The 18,155-nt window shown below is 75.7% G+C and carries 18 protein-coding genes; 9 read left to right on the top strand and 9 right to left on the bottom strand.

Annotation, left to right across the window (positions count from 1 at the left end):
• From WCS02_RS08015 to WCS02_RS08000, 4 genes are all read right to left on the bottom strand, one after another.
• Positions 1–1,216 (bottom strand): glycosyltransferase family 2 protein (locus tag WCS02_RS08015; protein WP_340291794.1); only part of this gene is annotated, 1,216 nt, incomplete at its 3' end.
• Entirely contained in the window at positions 1,213–2,508 is a 1,296-nt protein-coding gene (locus WCS02_RS08010; RefSeq protein WP_340291791.1) for an acyltransferase family protein, read from the bottom strand. The genes WCS02_RS08015 and WCS02_RS08010, both read right to left, overlap by 4 nt.
• A complete protein-coding gene (locus tag WCS02_RS08005; protein WP_340291789.1) occupies positions 2,505–4,772 on the bottom strand; it encodes a hypothetical protein in 2,268 nt (755 codons plus the stop codon). The genes WCS02_RS08010 and WCS02_RS08005 overlap by 4 nt, the downstream gene beginning before the upstream one ends.
• Before the next feature lie 95 nt (positions 4,773–4,867).
• Positions 4,868–6,493 (bottom strand): S10 family peptidase, encoded by a 1,626-nt coding sequence (locus WCS02_RS08000; protein WP_340291788.1) that lies wholly within the window; start codon positions 6,491–6,493, stop codon positions 4,868–4,870.
• Positions 6,494–6,534: 41 nt separating this feature from the next.
• Between WCS02_RS08000 and WCS02_RS07995 the strand changes: the two genes are divergently transcribed.
• Positions 6,535–7,461 carry a phosphoribosylaminoimidazolesuccinocarboxamide synthase gene (locus WCS02_RS07995; protein WP_340291786.1) on the top strand — a complete coding sequence of 309 codons (927 nt, stop codon included), beginning with the start codon at positions 6,535–6,537 and terminating at the stop codon, positions 7,459–7,461.
• 54 nt (positions 7,462–7,515) lie between these two features.
• Here WCS02_RS07995 and WCS02_RS07990 read toward each other — a convergent pair whose 3' ends face one another.
• Positions 7,516–8,163, bottom strand: a complete 648-nt coding sequence (locus WCS02_RS07990; protein WP_340291784.1) for an MBL fold metallo-hydrolase — start codon at positions 8,161–8,163, stop codon at positions 7,516–7,518.
• A gap of 156 nt (positions 8,164–8,319) precedes the next feature.
• On the opposite strand from WCS02_RS07990, the gene WCS02_RS07985 reads away from it, so the two are divergent.
• From WCS02_RS07985 to WCS02_RS07975, 3 genes are read left to right on the top strand one after another with little or no spacing between them, the layout of a single operon-like run.
• Positions 8,320–9,171, top strand: a complete 852-nt coding sequence (locus WCS02_RS07985) for a hypothetical protein (RefSeq protein WP_340291782.1) — start codon at positions 8,320–8,322, stop codon at positions 9,169–9,171.
• 10 nt (positions 9,172–9,181) lie between these two features.
• The gene (purS, locus tag WCS02_RS07980; protein ID WP_340291779.1) at positions 9,182–9,439 is read left to right on the top strand and encodes a phosphoribosylformylglycinamidine synthase subunit PurS; all 258 of its coding nucleotides are present in this window, start codon (positions 9,182–9,184) and stop codon (positions 9,437–9,439) included.
• Entirely contained in the window at positions 9,436–10,512 is a 1,077-nt protein-coding gene (locus WCS02_RS07975) for an SIS domain-containing protein (RefSeq protein ID WP_340291777.1), read from the top strand. Before purS ends, WCS02_RS07975 begins: the two co-directional genes overlap by 4 nt.
• Before the next feature lie 57 nt (positions 10,513–10,569).
• On the opposite strand, the gene fliW is transcribed toward WCS02_RS07975, so the two are convergent.
• The 4 genes from fliW to flgN are packed head-to-tail and all read right to left on the bottom strand — an operon-like array spanning position 10,570 to position 13,784.
• Positions 10,570–10,995: a flagellar assembly protein FliW gene (gene fliW / locus WCS02_RS07970; RefSeq protein WP_340291775.1), complete on the bottom strand. Its 426-nt coding sequence runs from the start codon at positions 10,993–10,995 to the stop codon at positions 10,570–10,572.
• Positions 10,996–11,029: 34 nt separating this feature from the next.
• A complete protein-coding gene (flgL, locus tag WCS02_RS07965; RefSeq protein ID WP_340291773.1) occupies positions 11,030–11,905 on the bottom strand; it encodes a flagellar hook-associated protein FlgL in 876 nt (291 codons plus the stop codon).
• Complete coding sequence (flgK, locus tag WCS02_RS07960; RefSeq protein WP_340291771.1) at positions 11,905–13,299, bottom strand: flagellar hook-associated protein FlgK; 1,395 nt, start codon at positions 13,297–13,299, stop codon at positions 11,905–11,907. Before flgK ends, flgL begins: the two co-directional genes overlap by 1 nt.
• On the bottom strand, positions 13,299–13,784 hold the full coding sequence (gene flgN / locus WCS02_RS07955) for a flagellar export chaperone FlgN (RefSeq protein ID WP_340291769.1): 486 nt from the start codon (positions 13,782–13,784) through the stop codon (positions 13,299–13,301). Before flgN ends, flgK begins: the two co-directional genes overlap by 1 nt.
• Positions 13,785–13,994: 210 nt before the next feature.
• Here flgN and WCS02_RS07950 point away from each other — a divergent pair, with 210 nt between their 5' ends.
• The 5 genes from WCS02_RS07950 to WCS02_RS07930 form a co-directional block, all read left to right on the top strand.
• Complete coding sequence (locus WCS02_RS07950) at positions 13,995–14,930, top strand: sigma-70 family RNA polymerase sigma factor (RefSeq protein WP_340291767.1); 936 nt, start codon at positions 13,995–13,997, stop codon at positions 14,928–14,930.
• A 105-nt stretch (positions 14,931–15,035) separates the two neighbouring features.
• Complete coding sequence (locus WCS02_RS07945; protein ID WP_340291764.1) at positions 15,036–15,878, top strand: flagellin N-terminal helical domain-containing protein; 843 nt, start codon at positions 15,036–15,038, stop codon at positions 15,876–15,878.
• A gap of 173 nt (positions 15,879–16,051) precedes the next feature.
• Positions 16,052–17,407 (top strand): flagellar filament capping protein FliD, encoded by a 1,356-nt coding sequence (gene fliD / locus WCS02_RS07940; protein WP_340291762.1) that lies wholly within the window; start codon positions 16,052–16,054, stop codon positions 17,405–17,407.
• Positions 17,404–17,889, top strand: a complete 486-nt coding sequence (locus WCS02_RS07935) for a flagellar export chaperone FliS (protein WP_340291760.1) — start codon at positions 17,404–17,406, stop codon at positions 17,887–17,889. The genes fliD and WCS02_RS07935 overlap by 4 nt, the downstream gene beginning before the upstream one ends.
• 14 nt (positions 17,890–17,903) lie before the next feature.
• Positions 17,904–18,155, top strand: a 252-nt coding sequence (locus tag WCS02_RS07930) for a hypothetical protein (protein WP_422665415.1), incomplete at its 3' end; no start/stop codon positions are given.

The following is an 18,155-nucleotide window of genomic DNA, read 5'->3' as shown; positions in this document are numbered from 1 at the left end:
GCAGCTCCAGCCGCCCCAGGCCCTCGGGCGCCGGGACGCCGGCGGGCAGCGAGCGACGGGTGCGGGCCGCGAGCCCCGCCCCGTGCCGCAGGCCCGCGAGCAGGCGGACGAGGACGTGCCGCCGGGTCCGCCGGTCCAGGACGTGCTTGGTGAGGAACGCCGTGAGCCCGGTGCCGTAGGCGTACATCTGCGAGCGGAGCTCCGGCAGGGTCGAGCGGTGGTGGTGCCAGACCAGGGCGGACGGCTCGTAGGCGAGCGCGTGCCCGCCGAGCAGGGCCAGGACGAAGGCGTCGAGGTCCTCGCCCCCGCCGGTGCGGGTGCCCGCGCCCAGGGCCGGGTCGAAGCCGCCGCCCGCCTCGAGCACCTCGCGCCGGAAGGCGAAGTTCGCGCCGGTGCCGAACACCCCGGGGGCGTACGGGAACAGCGCGCCGTCGCCGCGCTGGTCGGCCATGTCGTACAGCCGCGGCGCCACGGCGCTGGACCACGACACCCGAGCGTCGAAGTACTGCTCGGCCGCACCCTCGACCGATGCGGAGCACACCAGGCCCGACACGCAGCCGACGTCGTCGCGGCGCTGGAAGCCCCGGACCAGGCCATGGACCCAGTCCGGCTCCACGGTGACGTCGTCGTCGGTGTAGGCGACCAGCTCCGTGCGGGCGGTGGTCCACCCCCGGTTGCGGGCGTTGCTGAGGCCCGGCAGCGGCTCCACGACGTACTCCACCCGCGGGTCGTCCCCGGCGGTCTCGGCCACCGCGCGCGCGGTGCGGTCGTCGGTCGGTGCGTTGTCCACGACCAGCACCGACAGCGCCGGGTAGGTGAGGGCCGTCAGGTGCCGCAGGCAGGACCGCACGAGCTCGGGCCGGTCGCGGGTGCAGACGACCACGGTGACCGGCGGGAACGCGGTGAGCACCATCGGGCAGCGGCTGCCCGCCGCGGGGACCGGCCCCGCCACCGGCAGCCCCTCGGCCGCCAGGTGCTCCTCGAGGCGGCGGCGGTCCTGCGGCGCCAGGAGCTCCCGGCACGCCGCCGCGTCCAGGACCCGCGCGCCGCTGGTCACGTAGCCGACCGGCTCGCCGTGCACGCGCACGAGGACGCGGGCCGCGGTGAACCGCCCGGGCACGGTGACCGTGGCGGGGCCGGTGCCCTCGGCGAGGTCCAGCTGGCCGCACCAGACGCGCTGGTCGGGACGGTCGGGGGCGGTGGGCTCGCGGGTCACGGCTGGGTCCTCACGGGTGCGGCGGGTACGGGTGCGGCCGGGACCGGCTGGTCCGGGCGGGCGTGCGGGGACGACGGGGTCGGGCTCGACGAGGAGACCAGACCGGGCACGGCGGCCGGTACGGCCGGTGCCGCCGGCGCGGGAGGGTCGGACAGGGGCGCGGTCAGCAGGTGCGCCGCGGACCGCCGGGCGTCCCGGCGGGCGGCCCACCGCCTGACCGCCCGCTCGCACGGCCGCTCGACGCCGTGGTGCAGCGCCCCTGCCAGCCCCACCGCGAGGCCGACGGCGACGACGGTCTGCGCGGCGGCGGCGACGGGGTCGGCGGAGACGACGCCGAGCAGGACGCGGAGCACCAGCTCGTGGACGAGGTAGAGCGCGAAGGACCACTCCCCGAGCAGCACCCAGACCGGCCGGGCGAAGGTCGTCGTCCGGCCGCGGAGCCCGTCGCCGGCCGCCGAGGCGATGACCAGGCAGAAGGCGGGGAGCATGAGGAGGTCGGCGACCGCGGCCGGCACGGCCCGCACCTGGGCGTCGGTCAGCAGGCCCACCGCGACCAGGAGCACCGCGTAGGCGCCGGCGAGCACGACGAGGGCGGTGCGCAGGCTGGTCCGGGGACGCCAGCCCCCGCGCACCGCGCAGGCGAGCAGCACGCCGAGGACGAACTCCCCGAGCCGGTAGGCGGGGTTGACGTACAGCGCCCAGCCCCACCCGGCGGGCGGCAGGACGAGGACGACGACGAGCGCGCCGGCCAGCAGCCCCGCCACGACGAGCAGCCCGGCCCGGAGCAGCTGCTGCCGGTCCGCCCGCATCGCGCGGTAGGCGAAGAACGGGAAGACCAGGTAGAAGAACGCCTCGCAGGACAGCGACCAGGACACGCCGTTGTAGGCGAAGTTGACGTCGGCGAAGACCCACCAGGCCTGCACGAGCAGGAGCACCGCGGCGAGGGTCAGGGGCCCCGACTCGGTGCCCTGCCAGGCGAGGAACGGGACCGCGGCGACCGCCGTGGTGACGGCGTGCAGCGGCCACACCCGGGCGAAGCGCGCCAGGTAGAAGCGGCTGCGCGGGGTCCCGGGGCGGCCGGACCAGGCCAGGACGAAGCCGGACAGCACGAAGAAGAAGCCGACCCCGGTGAACCCGAGCCCGGTCACGTGCCGCAGCCCGGACAGCGGCTCGACGTAGCGGCCCACGTGGTAGGCGACCACGGCCGCGGCGGCCGCGAAGCGCAGGCCGGTGAGCGCGGGCAGCCGCGGCAGCGACCCTGGGCGGGCGGCGGCGGCGGTGACCGCGCTCACCGGTCGTCCTCGACGCGCTCGAAGATGGTGACGTCCTCGTTGCGGTAGAAGGTCGTCCACCCCGGTGCGTCCTCGAGCGTGCGCCCGAGGGCGTCCAGCGAGCCCTCGGGCAGCAGCCCGAAGTAGCGCACGTACTCCTGGCCCGACCGGCTGAGCACGACGTAGGACCGGGTGGCGCCGTAGCGGGACACGATCCGCTCGACCTCGGGCAGGGCGCGCTCGTCGAGCACCTGGCCGTCCAGCTCGTCGGTGTCCATGAGGCCGCCGTCGGCCTGCCGGCCGAGCGGCAGCAGGTCGGGGTAGCTCGCGGAGACCCGGGTGGGGAACATGGGGGCGGCCAGCAGCAGCACCGCGTCCGGGCCGGCGTGGGCGTACAGGTACCGGCTCGCCTCGACCTCGGCCGTGCTCACCCGGTTGACGGCGAGCTGGCCGTAGAGCCCCTGCAGGCAGGCCAGGCAGAGCGCGACCAGCACCACGCCGCGGACCACGGTGCCTCGACGGGTGCGCCGTCCGAGGGCGAGCGCCCCGAGCGCGACGAGGTAGGAGGCCCAGGGCAGGCCCGTGAGGTAGACGCGGAAGACGCCCTCGCCGCCGTAGTTCTGGCCCAGGAACAGCGCGAACGGCGCGAGGAACAGGACGGCCGGCACGACGACGTCCTGCACCCGGCGCCGGTGGGCGACCACCACCGCCAGGGCCGCGACCCACACCGTCAGCGAGAGCGCGCGGACGACGGCGGACGTGGCCCGGCTCGCCTCGCTGCCGACGCCGCGCACGTTGCTCTCGGTGTTGGCCCGCAGGTCGAAGCCGCTGAACAGCTGGAAGCGGTCCATGAGGAACCCCCAGCGGGGGACCAGGTAGACGGCCGCGATGACGACGAGGGCGACGACGAGCACGCGCGGGCGCACGAGGCCCAGCACGACCAGGCCTGCCACGCCCAGGATGACGATGTACGGGGTGAGCTGGTGGGTGGCCACCAGCACGGCGAACACCGCGCACACCGCGGCGACGGCGAGGGTGGTGCGCTGCCGTCCCCGGACCCCGGTGACGGGGACCGGTGCGCTGGCGTCCGCGCCGACGAGCGCCGCCCTCAGCCAGAGGAACCTGCCGGCGCCCGGGGCCGGGCGCCGCGGTCGGGTGCGCAGGGTGAGCAGGACGACCAGCTGCAGCCCCAGCAGCAGCGCGAGGGCGAGGGCCTGCGGCGCCAGGTAGTCCTGCCCCACCCAGCTGGTGCAGAGGAACACGAGGACCGCGAGCCACGGCATCGGTCCGTCGCCGGGGCGCAGCACCCGGACCAGCGCCGCCAGGAGCACCGCGTAGACGAGGTTGAAGAACACGGGCGCCCACTCCGCCCAGCCGACCACGCCGAGCCCGGAGACGTCGGAGAGCACGGCGACCACCGCGAAGAACGCGGGCCACTGGTGGTAGATGTCGACGTCCGGGCGGAGCCCGCCCGTGGTCACGACGAACTCCACGACGCCGACGTGCTTGTAGGTCCAGCTGTACTGCGGCTGCTCGAGCACCAGAGGGACGGTGCCGTGCACGAGCAGGACGAGGACGACGACGTGCGCCCAGGCGGCCACCCGGGGGACCACGGCGCGGGCGAGGAGGACGACGGCGCTGACCAGCACGGAGACCAGGGCCAGGTAGTACAGAGGGGGCAGCTCGGGGAGGAGCCCGTAGGGCCCGACCGCCGTCTCGTCCACGCCGCGCACGGACAGCCGCCAGGCGACGAGCGCCAGCAGCGGCACGAGGAGCGGGAGCAGCGCGCTGCGTGCCCGCCGGTGCGCGGGGCGGTCGGCCGCCGGGGCGGGGGTCGGACCGGGACGGTGCGGGCCACCCCGGCCGGCGAGGACGAGGGACAGCGCCGACGCGGCGGCGAGCGCCACCACGAGGACGCGGGGTGCCCAGGTCCCGGTCCACAGCGTGAGGACGGACAGCCCGGTCGACACGTTGAGGCCGGCCGTCAGCGTCAGCGCCCAGCCCACGAGCCGGTCCCGCGGGGCGACGTGAGCCACCACGGCGGCGCCCGGGCCCAGGCACAGGAAGACCAGGAGCAGCACGAGGCGCACCGGTCCGGGCAGGGGGAGCAGGGCGGCGGCGGCGCCGGCGGCGGAGACCGCGAGCCCGCCGACCACGAGGACCTCGCGGCTGCCGGGGGCGCCGACGTCACCCCGGTCGCCCCGGCCGTCGGCGGGAGAGGGTGCGGCACGGCGGGCGTCGTCCTCGACGTCCGCCAGCACCACGTCACCACCCGGGGTCCACATCACGGCGAGACTAGGTCGCCGCCCCCCACCCGCTCCCCACAGCCGTGCCACAGGAGGGCACCGGCCGGGTCGCGCTGCCGGTGTCCCTCGCATGCTCAGCCGGGCAGGCAGCCCCGCACGAAGGCGGCCAGGTCGGCGCTCTGCTGCACCCGCGAGGGCTCCTGCAGGTACATCATGTGGCCGCTCTCGTAGTACGCGGTCTCGACCCGGCGGTGCGCCTCGGCAGGGACCTTGAGCTGGGCCAGCGTGTCCTCGGCCGCCGCGAACGGGGTCGCGCCGTCGTAGTAGCCGCACGCCACGTGGACCCGCAGGTGCTCGTTGCGCCGCAGCAGCGTGCCCAGGTCGTGGGCCACGGTGACCGAGCGGCCCTCGAACTCCTTGTAGCTCCACGGGTGCACGAGCTCGCTGAGCACCTTGTACGGCAGGTCGTTGCGGTAGCCGAGCTCGGTGGACACGTAGTGGAGGAAGGCCGCGGTGTACGGGCCGCCCGTCGCGGTGATGAACGGGTCGGCGCTGATCTGCTCGTGCGCGGCGTCGTCCTCGTAGCCGACGAAGCGGCCGTCCAGGCGCCCGACGACCTGCCGGCGGTGCCGGAGCAGCTCGGCGTAGAAGCGCAGGTGCTCGATCCGCAGGTCGACCCGGTCGACGAAGTCCTCGGACAGGCCCGTGAGCTCCGCCACGCGGGCGACGACCCGGGCGCGCTGGTCGGGGTCGATACGGGAGCCCGCAGCCAGCGCGGCCGTGTACTCGCCCCGGGCGAACTCCGACGCCGCGGCGACGTGCTCGGCCAGCGGGACCTCGGCCCCGGCCACCCCGTGAAAGTGCCCGAGCGCCGCGTACGTCGGCAGGAACGCCGGGTAGGGCCGGTCGTTGCCGGGCTGGAACCGGATGGTGCCCATGTCGAGGACCATCGAGACCAGGGCGATGCCGTTGACCGGCAGGTGGTGCCGCTCCTGCAGGTGCTTGGCGACCGCGACCGCGCGGAGGGTGCCGTAGGACTCCCCGGCGAGCAGCTTGGGCGACAGCCACCGGTCGTTGCGCGTCACCCACAGCCGGATGAGCTCCGAGACGCTCTCGACGTCGCCGGTGAAGCCGTGGAACTCCTCGGCCTTGCGCCCGGTCCGCACCCGCGACCAGCCCGTGGACACCGGGTCGACAAAGACGAGGTCGGTCTCCGTGAGCAGGGTCTGCGGGTTGTCGGCGAGACCCCCGGGCGGCGGCAGCAGCGAGCCGGCGTCGCCCATGACGACGCGGCGCGGGCCGAGCACGCCCAGGTGCAGCCACACGCTCGAGGCGCCGGGGCCGCCGTTGAAGACGAACGTCACCGGGCGGGAGGTGTCCGGCACCCCGTCCTCGCCGAGCACCTCGTAGCTGGTGACGGCCATCTGCGCGACCGCGGTGTGGCCCTCGGAGCCCTTGTCGCCGGTGGTCTCCCGCCGCACGACGAGCCGGCCCGTGCGCGCGCGGTAGCGCAGCTCGCGGGTCGCGCCGGGCGCCGTGGGGTCGCCGCCGGCCGCCTGGTCGACGAGCACCTGCAGCCGGTGCTCGGTGGTCACCAGGTCGTCGGTCGGCTCCTCGTCGGCGGCCTTCCCGCCCGTCGTCCCGGCGCCCTTCTCGGAGCCCCCGGACCCGCCGGCCATGGGTGCGCCGGCCGTCGCGGCGTCCTCGTCGTCGTCCGGTCCTGCGCCCGTGCCCGTCGTGCTGGAGGTGTCCTCGCTCACCCGGCCCACCCTACGGACGCCCGGCCCCTACCCTCCGGTGGGTGCCCACGACTGCCCCCGCGACGCCCGACCGGCCGGTGCCGCCCGTCGTCCCCGGCTGGACCCACCGCTTCTCGGGCAAGGTCCGGGACGTCTACGCCCCGGAGGGCACGCACCCGGACGGTGACGTGCTCCTCCTCGTGGCCAGCGACCGGGTGTCCGCCTACGACCACGTGCTGCCGACCCCGGTGCCCGGCAAGGGTGCCGTGCTCACCGCGCTCAGCCTGTGGTGGTTCGAGCAGCTCCAGGACCTCGTCGACACCCACCTCACCGGGGCGCCGGTGCCCGCCGAGGTCCGCGGCCGGGCGGTCGTCGTCCGTGCCCTGGACATGGTCCCCGTCGAGTGCGTCGCCCGCGGCTACCTGTCCGGCTCCGGCACCGCGGAGTACCTCCAGGGCGGCAGCGTGTGCGGCGTCCCGCTGCCCCCCGGCCTGACGGAGGGCTCCCGGCTGCCGGAGCCGGTGTTCACGCCCGCGACCAAGGCCGCCGTCGGCGAGCACGACGAGAACGTCGACTTCGAGCGGGTGGTCGCCGAGGTGGGCCGGGAGACGGCCGAGGAGCTCCGGCGCCTCACGCTGGCGGTGTACCGGCGGGCGGCCGCCGTCACCGAGCGCGCCGGCATCCTGCTCGCCGACACCAAGCTCGAGCTGGGCCGCGTCCCGGGCGGCGACGGCCGGCTCGTCCTCGGCGACGAGGTGCTCACGCCGGACTCGTCGCGGTTCTGGCCCGCCGACGCCTGGCAGCCCGGCCGCACCCAGCCCAGCCTGGACAAGCAGGTCGTCCGGGACTGGCTCACCTCCCCGGCCTCGGGGTGGGACCGGGCCTCGGACTCACCGCCGCCCCCGCTGCCGGCGGAGGTCGTCGAGCGGACCGCCGCCGGCTACCGCGAGGTCTACCGCCGCCTCACCGGCGCCGACCTGCCCGGCTGAAGCATCGGCGCGGACCTGTCCGGCTGACCTGGCGGTACGCGTGGCCCGCCGGGGTCAGGCGTCGAGCACGCCGTCCGCGGCCGGGTCGTGGACGTCGCTGCGGCCCAGCCGCCGGACGTGGCCCAGGTAGACCTCGCGCCGGTCCGGTGCCAGCAGCGCGTCGTGCACCGGGACCGACACGCGGGCCCCCACGGCCCGGACGAAGTCGACGGTCTCGGCGACCCGGGCCCACGGGGCGTTGAGGGCGAAGGCCAGCACGTCGACGCCGTCGGGGACGGTGTCGTAGGCGTCACCGGGGTGGAACAGCGTGGTCCCGCCCGCGCGCAGCAGCAGCCCGACGTTGCCCACCCGGGGGACGTCGGGGTGGATGACGGCGTGCTGCCCGCCGACGACCTCGACCTCGAACGGGCCGACCGTGACCGTGGTCCCCGGCTGCAGGACGTGCACCTCCGCCCCCGCGTCCCGGGCGACGTCGGCGGCGCCGGCCTCGGCGTGCAGCGCGCCGGGTGCGACCTCGACCAGGCGGGGGACGAGCGCCGGGTCGAGGTGGTCGGGGTGGGCGTGCGTGACGAGCACCGCGGCGAGCGGCTCCTCGTCGAGCCGGTCGGCCAGGCCCGCGGAGAAGGTCCCGGGGTCCAGCAGCAGGGACGTGCCGTCGTGGCTGACGCGGAGGCAGGCGTGGCCCAGGTGCTCGATGCGCATGCCCCGGTCCTACCGCAGCGCACCGCCCGGCGCCATGCCCCGGCACGCCCGGTCTTGGTCGGCCGGGGCCCGCTGGCTTACCGTCGGAGACGTCACCCGTCCCTGGCCCAGACCCCTGGCCCGGTGCGAGCCCCCCGCTGTCCCGAGGAGCCCCCCGTGCCCGCTGCTGCCCCCACCCCTGCCCCCGGTGCCGCCCGCCCCGCCACCGCCCGCGAGACCGCCCGCGAGACCGACGGCGCGGACGACGGCCTCCAGGTCCGCAGCCAGGGCCGGGTCGACGGCCTCCGGGTCCTGCAGCGCGGCGCCGACGGGCGCACGGGCGCGGACGGCCACGAAGCCGCCGACGTCCTCGCGGCCACCCGGACCGCACTGCACGCCGTGGTCGAGCTCGTCATGGCGGGACCGCAGCAGCGCGCCTCCGGGACGGTCGACCTGGCGGTGCGCCCGGGCGCGCTCGAGACCGTCGCGGCCCCCCGGCTCCGGCTGGAGGCCACCTCGCTGGCCGGCCAGGGCGGCGAGGCGTCGCTGCTGGGCACGACCAGCGTGCTCGCCCTCGCCGCGGCGGTCGGTGTCACCGCCGGCGCGCCCGGCGGCAGCCGCGGGGGCACCACCGGCATCGGGCTCGACGACCCGCTCCAGGTCGACACGGACCTCGCCACCGCCCTGCTCGACTGGTTCGCCGTCGGTGCCGCCGCGCTGCTCACCGTGGCCCCCGGCGAGCAGGCCGTGCTGCGGCCCGACGACCTCCGCCTGTCGGTCACGGTCGACGGGGTGGTCTGCGGTGTCTCCCCGGGCGACGGCACCTCGGTGCACCCCTACGCCTTCGTCGTCCCGGCCGGCGCCGGCGCCGGCCACGCCCACCAGCAGACCTGGTCCCAGGTGCCCGACGCGGGGTCCGTGGCGGCGTTCTTCGCCGACGGCCGCGCCCGGGTCCTCGCCGGCAGCACCGGCAGCCCGGGCGGCCGCACGGCCGTCGACGGCGGCGGGGCGCCCCCGGCCTCCCGATAGGCTCCCGGGCATGCCGCGCATCGTCGTCGAGGTCATGCCCAAGCCGGAGATCCTGGACCCGCAGGGCACCGCCATCACCCACGCGATGGGGCGGCTCGGGTTCGAGGGCCTCGGGGAGGTCCGCCAGGGCAAGCGGTTCGAGGTCGAGGTCGCCACCGCCGACGAGGCGACTCTCGCCGCGGTCCGCGAGGCGGCGGAGACGCTGCTGAGCAACCCCGTCATCGAGGACGTCGTGTCGGTGCGGGTGCAGGAGGACGACCCGCGGTGACCGGGGTGGCGGCGCCCGAGACCCACATGGCGCGGGAGATCGCGGAGCAGCCTGCCGCGGTCGCCGCCACGCTCGAGGCGCTGCTGCCGCTGCGCGAGGACCTGCGCCGCCTCTTCGCGGGACGCCGCCACGTGCTCTTCGCCGCCCGGGGCTCCAGCGACAACGCCGCGGTCTACGGCCGCTACCTGCTCGGCGCGCACGCCGGCGTCCGCGGGTCGATGGCCGCGCCCAGCCTGGCCACCCACTACGGGCCCGACGGCAGGGGCGCCGCGCTCGACCTGGACGACACCGTCGTGGTGAGCGTCTCCCAGTCCGGGGCGACCGAGGAGATCGTCGCCACCCAGCGCTGGGCGGCGCGACGCGGTGCCGCGACCGTGGCGGTCGCCAACGTCCCGGGCTCGCCGCTGCTGCGCACCGCGGACCTGCCGATGCAGACCGCCGCCGGCCCGGAGCTCGCCGTCCCGGCCACCAAGTCGTACCTGTCGCAGCTGGCCGCGATGGTCGTGCTCGGGACCGCGCTGGCGCCGGACCCCACCGCGCTGGACGCCGACGTGGCGCGGGTCGCCGACGAGATCGACCGGCTCGTGGCCACCCAGGCGGGGGTCGACGAGGCCGCCGCCGCGCTCAGCGCGTCACGGCACCCGCTGGTCAGCGGCCGCGGCCTGGCGATGGGCACCGCGCTCGAGGTCGCCCTCAAGCTCGAGGAGACCTGCCTGCGCCCGGTGCGCGGGCTGTCCTACGCGGACCTGCGCCACGGCCCGATCGCCGTGGTCGACGACGACGTGCTCGCGGTGCTCGTGTCCGCCGCGGACGGCCCGCTCGTGTCGCCGATGGCCGAGCTCGCCGCGGAGCTGCACGGCCGTGGCGCGCGGACGGTGGGGGTCGGGGGCGACGCGGCGTTCGCCGCTCAGGTCGACGTGGCCGTCGAGGGGCCGGACCTGCCGGAGACGCTGGCGCCGCTCGGGCTCGTGGTGCCGATGCAGCTGGCGATCGAGCGGGCCGCCCGCGTGCTCGGCCTGGACCCCGATGCCCCGCGCGGCCTGCGCAAGGTCACACGCACCGACATCGGCTGACGCCGACCGCCTGGGACCGGTCCGGTCAGGTGCAGCCGGGCCAGCCGGACGAGCGGGTCAGGCCGCGGCGGCCAGCGGGGCGCGGACGGGCAGCTCGGTGCCGGTGAGCAGCACCTGGACCGCGCGGTCGTCGACCTGGTTGACCACGACGGGCGCGAGCAGGTTGGCGGTGGACCCGGCCGCGGTCTCGCCCGCGGTGAGGACGACGAACAGCAGGGCGTCCTCGGCCCGGGACAGCCCGAGCAGGTCGACGTCCTCGTCGGACAGCACCGGCGCGTAGTCCGGGAAGAACGCCCACGGCGCGGCGAGCAGGAGCGACACCTCGACGGCCTCGCCCTCCTCGCTGTCCAGGGTGAACAGCACGCCGGCCTCGTCGAGGCCGCGCAGCCGGTAGCGGGTCACGCCCGGCAGCCCCGGCAGGGGGTGGACCAGCTGCACGGCCCGGCCACCGGTCAGGGTGGTCTCCTCGGTCATCACGCTCATCAGCACACCACAGCCCGTCTCGTCGCAGGAAGTCTCATCGCAGGAAGTCCAGCAGCGTCGGCTGCAGGACCTTTCCGGTCGCGCCGAGGGCGGCCTGGTAGGCCACCGTCTGCATCTGCAGCTCGAGGATCGCCTTGGGCAGGTCGATGTCCTCGATCTGCGACTGCGCCGAGCGCAGCGTGATCGCCGTGTCGTCCGCCTTGAGCTTGAGGGCGTCGATGCGGTTGGTGCGGGCACCGACGTCGGACAGCATCCCGCTGATCCGCTCGGCCGAGGCGTCGATGCGCCCCAGGTGCGGCCCGGACGGGCTGCCGGCCCGCAGGTCGGCGACCACGGCGTCGAGCGTGGCGAACACGCTGGTCGCACCCGTGCCGAACGCCGCGGCGCCGTCCACGTCGACCCGGACGCTGGAGTCCGCGCCGACCCGGCGCTCGACGCTGCCGCCGTCGCCGACGTAGCTGCCGTCCGGGGCGAAGGCCACGGGGCCGGCGGTGGTGCCGCCGAACACCGGCCTGCCGAGGTACTGGGTGTTGGCGAGCTCGACGAGGCTGTCGCGGATGCCGACGAGCTCCAGGGCGATGGCGTCGCGGCCGGCCTGGCTCAGGCTGGTGCTCCCGCCCTGCACCGTGAGCTCGCGCGCCCGGCGCAGCGCCTCCGAGGACTGCTGCAGCGCGCTGTCGGAGCTCGTGAGCCACGACAGCCCGTTCTCGGCGTTGCGGACGTACTGGTCGGTGGCGGCGCGCTCGCCGCGCAGCTGCATGATGTCGCTGGCGCCGATGGGGGAGTCCGACGGCCGGCCGACCTGCTTGCCGCTGGACAGCTGCGCCTGCAGCTGCTGCGAGCGGCCGAGCGAGCTCTGCAGGTTCGCGTACGTCGTGTCGGCCATGGACCGCTGCGTGATCCGGAACATCAGCGACCCACCAGACCGGTGCGGTTGATGAGGGTGTCCAGGGCCTGGTCGACGGCGGTGAGCATGCGCGCCGCGCCCTCGTAGGCCCGCTGGAACATGACCATGTTGGTGAGCTCCTCGTCGATGTCGACCCCGGAGACCGCCTCGCGGGCGGCCATGACGTCGCTGACCACGACGGCCTGGGCTCCTGAGCGCCGCGTCGCGGCCTGGGACTGCGCGCCGACGTCGGACACGAAGGCCCGCCAGCCGGCGTCGGGGGAGGCGGGGCCGCGGCCGATGCCGGCGAGGGCGTCGGCGTGGCCGCCGTCGAGCGCGCCCGCGGTGGTGCGGGCCGCGGCGACGTGCGCCGGGTCGGTGAGCGCCACGGCGAGCCCCATGGCGGTGGTGCCGGTGAAGAAGTCGCGGCCGGACACCCCGTCCAGGCCCTTGCCGGCGGCGTGCACGGTGTTGACCCGGCCCGCCAGGTCGGCGGCGGTGGCGTCGAGGGAGGCCATGACGCCGGGCCAGGTGGACCGCAGGGCGACCAGCGTCGCGCCGATCTTCCCGCCGGGGACGTCGATGCCCGTGCCGCCCTCGCCGGTGAGGCCGACGGTGCCGCCGGCCTGGACGCCGGCGACCGTGCCGGCCGACGTCGGGGCGACGCCGAGCGCGGTGGCGCGCTCGCCGCGGACGACGGCGGTGCCGCCGACGAAGACGTCGAGCGTGCCCTGCTCGCCGGTGCGGACGGTGCCGCCGGTGAGCTCGGACAGGCGCTGGACGAGCAGGTCGCGCTGGTCGAGCAGCTCGTTGGGGGCCGCACCGGAGGCGGAGGCGTCGCGGATGGTGCGGTTGAGGTCGGCGACGGCGGCGGCCGTGCCGTTGACCTCCTGGACGAGCAGGTCGAGGCCCGCGCGGGAGTCGGTCCACGCCTGGGCGACGCCGGTGGCGACCTGGCCGAGGGTGTCGGTGACGCCGGCACCGGCCTGGACGACCTGGGTGCGGGCCGCGGTGGACTCCGGGTTGTTGGTGAGGTCCTGGAAGGACTTCCACAGCTTGGACAGCCGGTCGGCGAGGCCGGTGTCGCCGGGCTCGCCGAGGGCGACCTCGAGGCGGGCCCAGGCGGCCTTGTCCACCGACATGAACTCCGCGGTCGAGCGCTCCTGGCGGACCCGGGCGGTGACGAGCTCGTCGGACACGCGCTGGACGTCGGTGGCCTGGACGCCGGTCCCCGGGCCGTCCCAGCGCGAGAACAGCGCGGTGCCGGTCGAGGTCGGGTTGGTGGCCTCCAGGTTGACCCGCTGGCGGGAGTAGCCGGGGGTGTTGGCGTTGGCCACGTTCGCGCCGGTCGTGTCCAGGCCGTAGCGCTGGGCCACGATCCCGGACAGGGCGGTGGTCAGGCCGGAGAAGGTCGACATCAGAGTGCCTCGTCCACGAGTCGGCCGGCGCTCTGCCGGGGGAGGGATCGGTGGGCGTCGGGACCGTAGGTCGCGACGGGCTCCTCCACGCTGGCCAGGGCCTCGCTGAGCGAGACCATGCCCTCGTGGAGCAGGCGGCGGTTGGCCTGGGCGAGCTCGGTGATCTCCGCGGTGAGGGTGAGGAACGCCTCCCGGTGGCTCAGCAGCATCTCCGACCACGGCTCGGGGGCCGACCGGGCGACCGCGGCCAGCGACGGACCGGGGCCGAGGCCCAGCTCCATGGCGACGACGTCGGTCTCCAGGGTGCGGACGCGCTCGGAGTCGCGGATCTGCTCCAGCACGGCCTCGACCTCGCGGGTGGCGTGGGCCAGCCAGCGGGCACGGCCGGAGGACAGCACGAGCTGCTCCTCCTCGAGCTTGAACAGGAGCAGCTCGAGCAGCTCGCGCTCGCGCCACAGGATGCGGCAGAAGTCGGCGATGGCCACCGGAACACCTCCTGGGTGCCGGCGGGGGCCGGTCACCGTGCACGACGACGGGCGGTCCCGGCGTTCTCCCCCACGTTCGGCCGGGGGCCTCCGCACCTGAGGGAGCACCGTGCGCGGCGGGGTGCTCCCGGTGAGCGTCACCCGGTCGGAGCAGCGTCTCGGGGCCCTCCGGACCTCAAGGCCCCCCGCAGGCGGGACGAGTAGGTGGGCGTGCAGAACCTGCTGAGCCCCTTCGCCGCCCGGGACGCCAACCGTCCCCGCGGCGCCCGTCCCCACGCGGGACGAGCCGACGCCGCCGTCGACGCCCTCGTCCTGGCGAACCTGCCCCTGGTCGGCCACTGCGTGGGCGAGCTGGTCGGGCGGCTGCCCGGCCACGTCGACCGTGACGACCTGGCCGGCGCCGGCGTCGAGGGCCTGCTGCAGGCCGCCCGCTCGTGGCGCGAGGAGACCGGCGTCCCGTTCTCCGCCCACGCCCGCACCCGGATCCGCGGCGCCATCGTCGACGAGCTGCGCGGCGCCGACTGGGCCTCGCGCGGGGCCCGTTCACGTGCCCGCCAGGCCGCCGAGACCACCGAGCGCCTCACCACCGCGCTGGGCCGGGTGCCCAGCACCGACGAGGTGGCCGACGCCATGGGTGTCGCCCCCGACCAGGTGCACAAGGTCAGGGCCGAGACGCACCGCACCTACCTCAGCAGCCTGGAGGAGGCGCGCAGCGGGGCCGACGGCACCGGCACCGTCGCGGACTCCGTCCGGGACCCGGGCCTGTCGCCGGAGGACCACGTCGTCCTCGCCGAGCACCTCGGCCGGCTGCGCCGGGCCGTGGACCTGCTGCCGGAGCGCGTCCGGGAGGCCGTGCGCGGCCACTACCTGGAGGAGGAGCCCATGGCCGCCATCGCGGCGCGCCTGGGCGTCACCGAGTCCCGCGTCTCCCAGCTGCGCGCCGAGGGCGTGGCCCTGCTGCGCGACGTGCTGTCCGAGCCGGACGACGCCGCCGTGCCCGCCCCCCGCCGGCCCAGCCGGCGCGACGCCGCCTACGCCGCCGCGGTCGCCGCGGCGGCGGACTCCCGCACGTCCATCGGGGTCGGCGCCGCCGTCCTCGGTGGCTTCGCCCGGGGCTCGTACGCCCAGGCTGCTCCGACCGGGTGACGGGGGCGCCGGGGACCGTCCCGGCGCTCAGGTCACCCCCCGCACCGCCGATCACCACCACGGCCACGGAAGGCCACACCACAACCCTCACGGAGGAAACAGATCATGGGTCTTCAGATCAACAACAACATCGCGGCGTTCAACTCCTACCGCAACCTGTCCGTCAACCAGGGCCAGATGGAGAAGTCGCTGGAGAAGCTGTCCAGCGGGTTCCGCATCAACCGCGCTGCGGACGACGCGGCCGGCCTGGCCATCTCCGAGGGCCTGCGCTCGCAGGTCGGTGGCCTCAAGCAGGCCGTCCGCAACGCCCAGGACGGCATCTCCGTCGTCCAGACCGCGGAAGGCGCCCTCACCGAGGTCCACGCCATCCTGCAGCGCGTCCGCGACCTGACCGTCCAGGCCAGCAACACCGGCTCGGTCAACGAGGAGGCCCGCGGCTACATCGGCACCGAGATCACGCAGCTGAGCGAGGCCCTCACGGACATCGCCAGCCGCACCGAGTTCAACGGCACCAAGCTGCTCAACACGGCGGCCGCTGCCACCCCGCTGGTCTTCCAGACCGGCTCCAACGAGGGCGAGACCGTGTCGGTCACCCTCACCGACGTGTCCGCGGTCGCCACCGCGGTCGCCACCGTCGGCACCAACGTCGCCGCTGCCGGGTACGACCCCACCGCGGCGACCGACCTGTCGGCCCTCGACACGCAGATCTCCACCGTGTCCGAGGCCCGCGCCACCCTCGGTGCCTCGCAGAACCGCTTCGAGTCCACCATCAAGTCGCTCAACGTCGCGGTCGAGAACCTGTCCGCGTCCGAGAGCCGCATCCGCGACACCGACATGGCCCTCGAGATGGTCAACTTCTCGAAGAACCAGATCCTGTCGCAGGCCGGCACCGCGATGCTCGCGCAGGCCAAGGACGCCCCCCAGGGTGTCCTGCAGCTCCTCCGCTGATCCCGGTAGACCACCGGTAGCAGCACCTGCACCTCCGGCCGCCGGGAACTCGCACCAGGGTTCCCGGCGGTCGGCGTAGGTGCCCCCGCGCCCCACGGCGCTCCCGCACGCCCGCACGCCCGCACGGCACGTCCCAGCCACCCCACCTGCACGTCAGCGAGAGGAGCCCGACCATGAGCATGTCCAGCGTCGACGGCCTGGTCAGCGGTCTCAAGACGGGCGACGTCATCAAGCAGCTCATGCAGGTGGAGGCGATCCCCAAGCAGCGGCTGCAGGTCCAGGCCAACCGCCAGGCCGCGGACATCAAGGCCTACCAGTCCGTGGCGACGGCGCTGAAGAAGCTCGACGACGCCGCGAGCGCCCTGGCCAACCCCACGACGTGGACGGGCGTCACCGCCACCACCTCCGGCACGTCGCTCACCGCGACCGCCCGCGCCGGGGCCCCGCCCGGCACCACCGACATCACCGTCACCTCCCTCGCCAGCGCCGCCCGCTGGTCGGCCACGGCCGTGGGGGGCAGGACCCTCGACGACGCCACGGCGTTCAGCGGCGACCCCGTGACCATCACCCGGGCCGACGGGACGTCCACGACCGTGGACCCCGCCTCGGGCTCGATGCGCGACGTCATGGCCGCGATCAACGGCGGCCCCGACCTCGGCGTCCGGGCCGTCGCCGTCCGCGTGGACGCCGAGCGGTTCGAGCTCCAGCTCGTCGCCTCCGGGACCGGGACGGTCGCCGGCGGCGCGACGGTCACGGGCCTGGGCGCCCTGACGAAGAAGGACGCCACCGACGCCCGGTGGACCGTCAACGGGGTCAGCGGCAGCTCGAGCACCAACGCCGTCACCGACCTGGTCTCCGGCATCGACGTCACGCTCACGCAGGTGGGCGCCTCCTCGGTCACGGTCGCCAAGGACACCGCGGCCCCCGCCAAGTCCGTCGAGGCCCTGGTGACGGCCCTCAACGACGCGCTGGCGGAGGTCAAGAAGCAGACGCTGACCGACCCGAACGCCACGACGCGCGGGCCGCTGTCGTCGGACTCGATGGTCCGCAACCTCACCGGGCGGCTGCTGCGCTCGGTCACCGACCTGGTCGGCAGCGCCGGCGCCGCCGCCCTGGGGATCCAGTCCACCCGCGAGGGCACCATCACCCTCGACACGACCAAGCTGGCGGCCGGCATCAGCGCCGACCCCGCGGCGGCCCGGGCGGTCTTCGCCCCGCAGCAGCCGACCGCCGCCGAGAAGGCCGCCGGGAAGCCCGAGCCCGTCCCCGGCATCGCCGACCGCCTCCGCGCGGTCGTGAAGTCGGCCACCGACGGCGGCACCGGCTTCATCACCTCGGCCGTCCAGGGTCGCGAGACCACCAAGCGTGACCTCGAGACGCAGATCGTGTCCTGGGAGCGGCGGCTCGAGCTGCGCCAGTCGACGCTGCAGAAGCAGTTCTCCGGCCTGGAGGTCGCGCTGTCGAAGATCCAGGCGCAGGGCGGCTGGCTGTCCGCCCAGCTCGCGCAGATGTCGGGCGGCAACCGGTGAGCGCCGCGACGTTCGGGTTCGCCACCGCGCGGCCCACCACCTCCGCCGCCCGCAACCGCTTCGCCACGCAGTCGCTGGAGACGGCCACGCCGGCCCAGCTGCTCGTCAGGCTCTACGAGCGGCTCCAGCTGGACATCGCCCGCGCCGAGGCTGAGCAGCGCGCCGGCCGGCACACCGCGGCGTCGGAGCAGCTCGTCCACGCCCAGGCCATCGTGTCCGAGCTCATGAGCATGCTCGACGTCGACGCCTGGTCCGGTGCCCCGCAGCTGCTGAGCATCTACACGTTCCTGTTCTCCGAGCTCGTCGCGGCGAACCTGTCCCACGACCCGGCGAAGACCTCCTCGTGCGGGCGCATCGTCGCGCCGCTGGCCGACGCGTGGCGCCAGGCCGCCACCGGGGGGACCACCCCGGTCGCCGCGGCCACGCCGGTCGGGTCCCTCGGCACCGACGTGCCCGCCCCCCGCGCCTCGTTCGTCGGCTGAGCGGGGGTGACGTCGTGGGCCTCGTGACCGGGCCGGCCGTGGCCGCGCCGACCGTCCCCGCCCAGGGCGGGTCCCGCGACGACTTCTCCGCCGCGTGGGTGCAGGCCCTGGACGAGCTCGAGCTCGAGGTGGACCGCGCCGAGCTCCTGCTGTCCGCCGAGCACGCCCGCACCTCCGGCACGACGGTCAGGCCGGCGGGCACCGTCGCCGCCGGGCCGGGCACCGCCGCGGGCCCGTGGGTGCCGCCGCAGCTGCGGACGCCGCTG

It is taken from the genome of Aquipuribacter hungaricus (assembly GCF_037860755.1).
Lineage (GTDB): Bacteria > Actinomycetota > Actinomycetes > Actinomycetales > JBBAYJ01 > Aquipuribacter > Aquipuribacter hungaricus.
Note: the sequence above shows the minus strand (reverse complement) of the source record. Positions and strands in the feature narration are given on the sequence as shown.